Consider the following 6000-nt stretch of genomic DNA (forward strand, 5'->3'; position numbering starts at 1 on the left):
ATTGATGCAATAGCAACCGCTGTGCCAAAGAGTGACCCATTGTGTAGCGTTTATTTCTCGACTGATACGTATGTCGCATTTATATAAGTTTCATCAAGCACGCCGGTTTTCATGGGCGCATAACCTCCCGAAGGCCCTGTTTGCAGGGCTTTTTTCAAGGCGAGACAGGCCGGGCACGGTATCGCGCTGTTCAGCGAGATAGAGCGGCTGTTCTCGTGTCAGCCAGGGCGCGTGATGGTGCGTGGCGGACTAATTTGGTGCGGGTCAGTGTTTTAGCGGGTCACAGGCGATGTTCCTTGTTCTTGTTTAAGTAAAGTCGGTCGTTCCGCTTGAGCGGTGTATTGACTGAAAGTGCAGTTTTGGTGCGCTCCGAACATTAACGCCGAACAGTAAAAGTTGTAGCGGTGTGCTGTCTGGAAGTTATTGTCGAACAATATTTTCTGACGTTCATTAATGCAGCGCGCACGCAATGACTTCTTGCATGCTATTTAAAAAATAAATAGTGCTGGCGTTCAGGTAATAAAAGGAATGCACGGACTGTTCGGAGGACGAACACCGCGCAGGTACAGGGGTACGGAGAGAAGAGAGTGGCGCAGCAGATGAAGATTCACGCGGTGAACTCCTTGTTGCCAGCTCGGATACGCGAACTTTTGGTTCGGTATCGCACCTTACAAGAACGCGGATAGCGTTCGCTGATTGCTCTTGGTGCGGGATGGGCACCGCCAGCGCTGTTTTGCGAGATCAGGGATTCGCAAGCTGCCGATGAATGCGCAATCCGTGCCAAATTCGATACAACAGCTATAAATAGGGCCAGGCAGGATGCCTTTCGCAGTGGAGGAGGGGATATGTATCAGCTCTACGGACATCGCAATTCAGGGGCGGCGGCCATCGAGGCGGCGCTCGAGCTGTGCCAGATCGCTTATCGCTTCATCGACATCGAAGCCAGCGCCGAAGCGGCGCAGGAACTGGCCAGGCTCAATCCGCTCAAGCAGATTCCGACTTTGCAACTACCCGATGGCAGTGCGCTCACTGAAAGCGCGGCGATCCTGATTCACCTGGGGTTGAGCTTTCCCGCGTCCGGTTTGTTGCCGGCCAACGCAGCCGATCGTGATCAGGCGATTCGCGGTCTGGTGTACATCGTCAACAATTGCTACGTGGCCATCGGTGTCATCGATTACCCCGAGCGTTGGCTGGTGATGCCGGACGAAGCATCGCGACAGAACCTGATGGCGGGCGCGCGGGAGCGATTGCACTGGATGTGGGAAGTGTTCGCCGACCAGTTTTCCGCCGAGCTGTACCTGGACGATGAAACACCGGGAGCACTGGATGTATTGGCGGCAGTGGTGACGCGCTGGGCCGGCACCCGCGAACACCTGCGCCAGGCCCGGCCGGGGTTTTATGCATGGCTGCAACGCATTGACCGGCACCCGGTACTGGCGCCGGTCTTTGCGCGACATTGGCCTTCTTGAGACTTCGGCCGATCACTCCCCGCGAATGTACTGCTCCAGCTGTTTGATCAGCTCGGCCTGTTCGGCAATCGCTTCCTTGACCAGGTCGCCGATCGACAGCAGGCCCAGCAGCTTGCCGTTTTCCACCACCGGCAAGTGGCGCAGGCGTTTGTCGGACATGATGCTCAGGCAAGTGTCGACGGTCTGGTGGGTGTCCACCGTGATCACGTTTGCGACCATGATGTCGCGTACCGGCGTGCCTACCGAGGAACGCCCGTGCAGCACCAGTTTGCGCGCGTAATCGCGTTCGCTGATGATGCCCACCACTTTATCGTCCTCCACCACGAGCAAGGCGCCGACGTTTTTCTCGGCCATCTTCATCAGCGCTTCGAGCACCATGTGATCGGGTTTGATCTGGTGCACTTCCTGATTTTTCTGATCTTTGAGCTTGAGCAGCTGGGCGACGGTTTTCATGGTGGTTACTCAGGTGTTGTCGTTGTTCTCCAAGCATCGTAGACGCAGGCGCGCAGAGCAAGGCCGCAAAACGGCAGATAACACGCAAAAAACGTCATTTGGCGGGTTTTTTCGTTGCGAGGCCTGTGCCACCGGTTGCTGCAATGCCGCGTAGAATGCCTTTCTGAATCAATTCTTGAGGTCGCAGTGGTGGATTTACAGCAGGGCTTCGTCCTGACCCGGCATTGGCGCGACACCCCGGCCGGCACCGAAGTCGAGTTCTGGCTGGCGACCGACGCCGGGCCGCGCCGTGTGCGCCTGCCGCATCAGCCGTCGGTGGCGTTCATCCCGGCGGCGCAGCGTGAGCAGGCCGAGCGGGTGCTGGCGGACGAAAAGAACGTCGAACTGCGCCCTCTGGCCCTGCAGGATTTCGAGCATCGCCCGGTGCTCGGGCTGTATTGCCAGCAACACGGCCAGTTGATGCGCCTGGAAACGGCGCTCAACCGTCACAGTGTCGATGTCTTCGAAGCTGATGTGCGACCGCCCGAGCGTTACCTGATGGAGCGTTTCATCACCGCGCCGGTGTGGTTCAGCGGCACACCCGATGCCGACGGTGTGCTGCTCGACGCCCACCTCAAGCCTTCGCCCGACTATCGCCCGACACTGCGGCTGGTTTCGCTGGATATCGAAACCACCGAGCAGGGCGAGCTGTATTCCATCGCGCTGGAAGGCTGCGGCGAACGGCAGGTGTACATGCTCGGCGCGCCGAATGGCGATGACAGCATTGTCGACTTCGACCTTGAGTACTGCGAATCGCGCACATTGATCCTGAAGAAACTCAACGACTGGTTCGCCCGCCACGATCCCGACGCAATCATCGGCTGGAACCTCGTGCAGTTCGACCTGCGCATTCTCCACGAACACGCCCGACGCCTTGGTGTGCCGCTCAAGCTCGGGCGCGGCGGTGAGGAAATGCAGTGGCGCGAACACGGCAGCCGCACTCATTACTTCGCGGCAGCGGCGGGGCGGCTGATCATCGATGGCATCGAATCCCTGCGTTCGGCGACCTGGAGCTTCCCCTCGTTCAGCCTGGAAAACGTCGCCCAGACTTTGCTCGGCGAAGGCAAGTCGATCGACAACCCGTACCAGCGCATGGACGAAATCAACCGCATGTTCGCCGAGGACAAACCGGCGCTGGCCAAGTACAACCTCAAGGACTGCGAACTGGTCACGCGGATCTTCGCCAAGACCGAGTTGCTGAAGTTTTTGCTGGAACGCGCCAGCGTCACCGGCCTGCCGGCGGATCGCAGCGGCGGTTCGGTGGCGGCGTTCACTCATTTGTACATGCCGTTGATGCACCGCCAGGGCTTTGTGGCGCCGAACCTTGGCACCAATCCACCGCAGGCGAGCCCCGGCGGATTTGTCATGGACTCGCAACCGGGGCTGTACGAATCGGTGCTGGTGCTCGACTACAAGAGTCTTTATCCGTCGATCATTCGCACATTCCTGATTGATCCGGTGGGGTTGATCGAAGGCTTGCAGCATCCTGACGACAGCGATTCGGTGCCGGGTTTTCGCGGCGCCCGTTTCTCCCGTACCCGTCATTGCCTGCCGTCCATCGTCGCCCGGGTCGCCGAGGGCCGCGAGACCGCCAAGCGTGAACACAACGCGCCGCTGTCCCAGGCGTTGAAGATCATCATGAACGCTTTTTACGGCGTACTCGGTTCCAGCGGTTGTCGGTTTTTCGATACGCGGCTGGCGTCATCGATCACTCTGCGCGGCCACGAAATCATGCTGCGCACCCGGCAGTTGATCGAGGCTCAAGGGCATGCGGTGATCTATGGCGACACCGACTCGACGTTCGTCTGGCTGCGTCGCCCCCACGGTCAGGAAGAGGCGGCGACCATCGGCCGGGCGCTGGTGCAGTACGTCAACGACTGGTGGCGCGAGCATGTGCGTGAGCAGTACGGGCTGGAAAGCGCCCTCGAATTGCAGTTTGAAACCCACTACAAACGCTTCCTGATGCCGACCATTCGCGGCGCCGAGGAGGGCAGCAAAAAGCGCTACGCCGGCCTGGTGACCCGCGCCGACGGCACAGAAGAAATGGTCTACAAAGGCCTGGAAACCGTGCGCACCGACTGGTCGCTGCTGGCCCGGCAATTTCAGCAGGAGTTGTACGAGCGGATCTTCCAGCGCAAACCGTATCAGGATTACGTGCGCGAATACGTGCGCAAGACCCTGGCCGGCGAGTTCGACGAGCGACTGGTTTACCGCAAGCGCCTGCGCCGAACCCTCGACGACTACGAACGCAACGTGCCGCCCCACGTGCGCGCCGCACGGCTGGCCGACGACTACAACGCGCAGCACGGTCGCCCGCGGCAATACCAGAACGGCGGCTGGATCAGCTATGTGATCACCCTGGCCGGCCCCGAACCGCTGGAAGTGCGCCGCGCGGCCATCGACTACGACCACTACATCACCCGCCAGCTGCAACCGGTGGCGGATGCGATTCTGCCGTTTGTCGACGACGATTTCTCAACCCTGATCGGGGGGCAACTGGGCTTGTTTTGAGTCCAGCAGTTGCAGGGTCCATTCGTCCTGAATGCCGTGGAAATAACGCTCCAGCGCTTGATGCCAGAGGCTGTTTTCGTCGGCGAACTGGGCGAACAGGGTCATCGATGAGTGGAATTTCAGATCGTCCGGGTGGCCGAAAATCTCGGCAATCGAACGCTGCTGCACGTTCAGCACCAGTTGCGCGCACGTGCGCAACCTGGCGCCGAGCAGCTCATGGGCCAGATAAGCCTTGGCTTCCCCGGCCGAGCCGATGGCAAAGCGTCGGGACATCTCGCTGCCCCCGAGCCCGGCGAACTGCGGAAATACAAACCACATCCAGTGGCTGCGCTTGCGGCCCTCGTCGAGTTCGCGTTGCACCCGTTCGAACACCGGGTCCTGGGCCAGGACAAATCGTTGCAGGTTGAACGGGTCGTACTGATCAGTGCTTCTCATGGCGAAGCCCTCTGCCCGTCGGCGGTGGCTCAGACCATGGCCAGCCGCTGCTTGCGTTGTGGCGCGTGAAACGCCTGGTCCAGCGCCGCCAGATCCCCGGCATCGAGCTGTAGCTGCGCCGCTTGTGCATTGAGCTGCACATGTTCCGGACGCACTGCCTTGGGAATCGCAATCACCCCATCCTGACGCAGAATCCACGCCAGCGAAACCTGTGCCGGGGTCACGCCGTGACGAACGGCAATCTGTTTCAGCACGGTTTCCGCGAGCATCGCGCCGCCCTGGCCGATCGGGCAGTACGCCATCAGTGGCATGCGCTGTTGCTGACACAACGGCAGCAGGTCGAATTCGATGCCGCGCTCTTCCAGGTTGTACAGCACCTGATTGGTCGCGCAGGCCGAATTCGACAGTTCTTCAAGATCGCCGACGTCGAAGTTCGACACGCCCCAGCGGCCGATCTTGCCGTCCTCGCGCAGACGCTCGAAGGCCTCGACGGTTTCTTCCAGCGGATACTGGCCGCGCCAATGCAGCAGATAGAGGTCGATGTAATCGGTGTCGAGCCGACGCAGACTGCGTTCGCAAGCCTGGGGAATGCCTTTGCGACTGGCGTTGTGCGGGTAGACCTTGCTCACCAGGAACACTTGATCGCGCAGGCCGGCGATGGCTTCACCGACCACGGTTTCGGCACCGCCCTCGGCGTACATTTCGGCGGTGTCGATCAGGGTCATGCCCAGTTCGATGCCACTGCGCAGGGCCGCGACTTCACGCGTGTGCGCCGAGCGGTCTTCGCCCATGCGCCAGGTGCCCTGGCCGATCACCGGAACCTGCACGCCAGCCAATTCGAGGGTACGCATTCAAACCTCCTTTCTGAAACGGTCGATACCTTTAAGTGGGCAGCAGGATAGCCCATGGGTTCCAAATGAGGTGTGTCGGCCCGTTGAGGCGTTTATGGCGAGGTTCTGTTGCTCCGATGTATTGAACGGGCGTTTCGCAACTGCGCAAGAAGTTGCGCAGTTGTCCGTAATAAAACCAGGTTAAAAACCGCTACAGGCCTTGCCGATCAAGGCCTACAGCCAAGTGCGCAAGAAGTTGCGCA

General features: G+C 60.1%; 5 protein-coding genes. 2 read left to right on the top strand and 3 right to left on the bottom strand.

Annotated elements, in window-relative coordinates:
• The first annotated feature begins 845 nt into the window (after positions 1–845).
• Positions 846–1469: a glutathione S-transferase N-terminal domain-containing protein gene (locus AC1RME_RS25625; protein WP_192558495.1), complete on the top strand. Its 624-nt coding sequence runs from the start codon at positions 846–848 to the stop codon at positions 1467–1469.
• A 12-nt stretch (positions 1470–1481) separates the two neighbouring features.
• Here the strand turns inward: AC1RME_RS25625 and AC1RME_RS25630 are convergent, their stop codons facing one another.
• Positions 1482–1922, bottom strand: a complete 441-nt coding sequence (locus AC1RME_RS25630) for a CBS domain-containing protein (RefSeq protein ID WP_096823056.1) — start codon at positions 1920–1922, stop codon at positions 1482–1484.
• A 189-nt stretch (positions 1923–2111) separates the two neighbouring features.
• Between AC1RME_RS25630 and AC1RME_RS25635 the strand changes: the two genes are divergently transcribed.
• A complete protein-coding gene (locus AC1RME_RS25635) occupies positions 2112–4472 on the top strand; it encodes a DNA polymerase II (RefSeq protein WP_493091948.1) in 2361 nt (786 codons plus the stop codon).
• Here the strand turns inward: AC1RME_RS25635 and AC1RME_RS25640 are convergent.
• Both AC1RME_RS25640 and AC1RME_RS25645 read right to left on the bottom strand, forming a co-directional pair.
• Positions 4437–4907: a DUF1810 domain-containing protein gene (locus AC1RME_RS25640; RefSeq protein ID WP_096823054.1), complete on the bottom strand. Its 471-nt coding sequence runs from the start codon at positions 4905–4907 to the stop codon at positions 4437–4439. The two genes, AC1RME_RS25635 and AC1RME_RS25640, sit on opposite strands and share 36 nt — an antisense overlap.
• Positions 4908–4936: 29 nt before the next feature.
• A complete protein-coding gene (locus tag AC1RME_RS25645) occupies positions 4937–5758 on the bottom strand; it encodes an aldo/keto reductase (protein WP_493066576.1) in 822 nt (273 codons plus the stop codon).
• Between the last annotated feature and the right edge of the window lie 242 nt (positions 5759–6000).

Source organism: Pseudomonas sp. GW822-FHT03F08, from assembly GCF_058801265.1.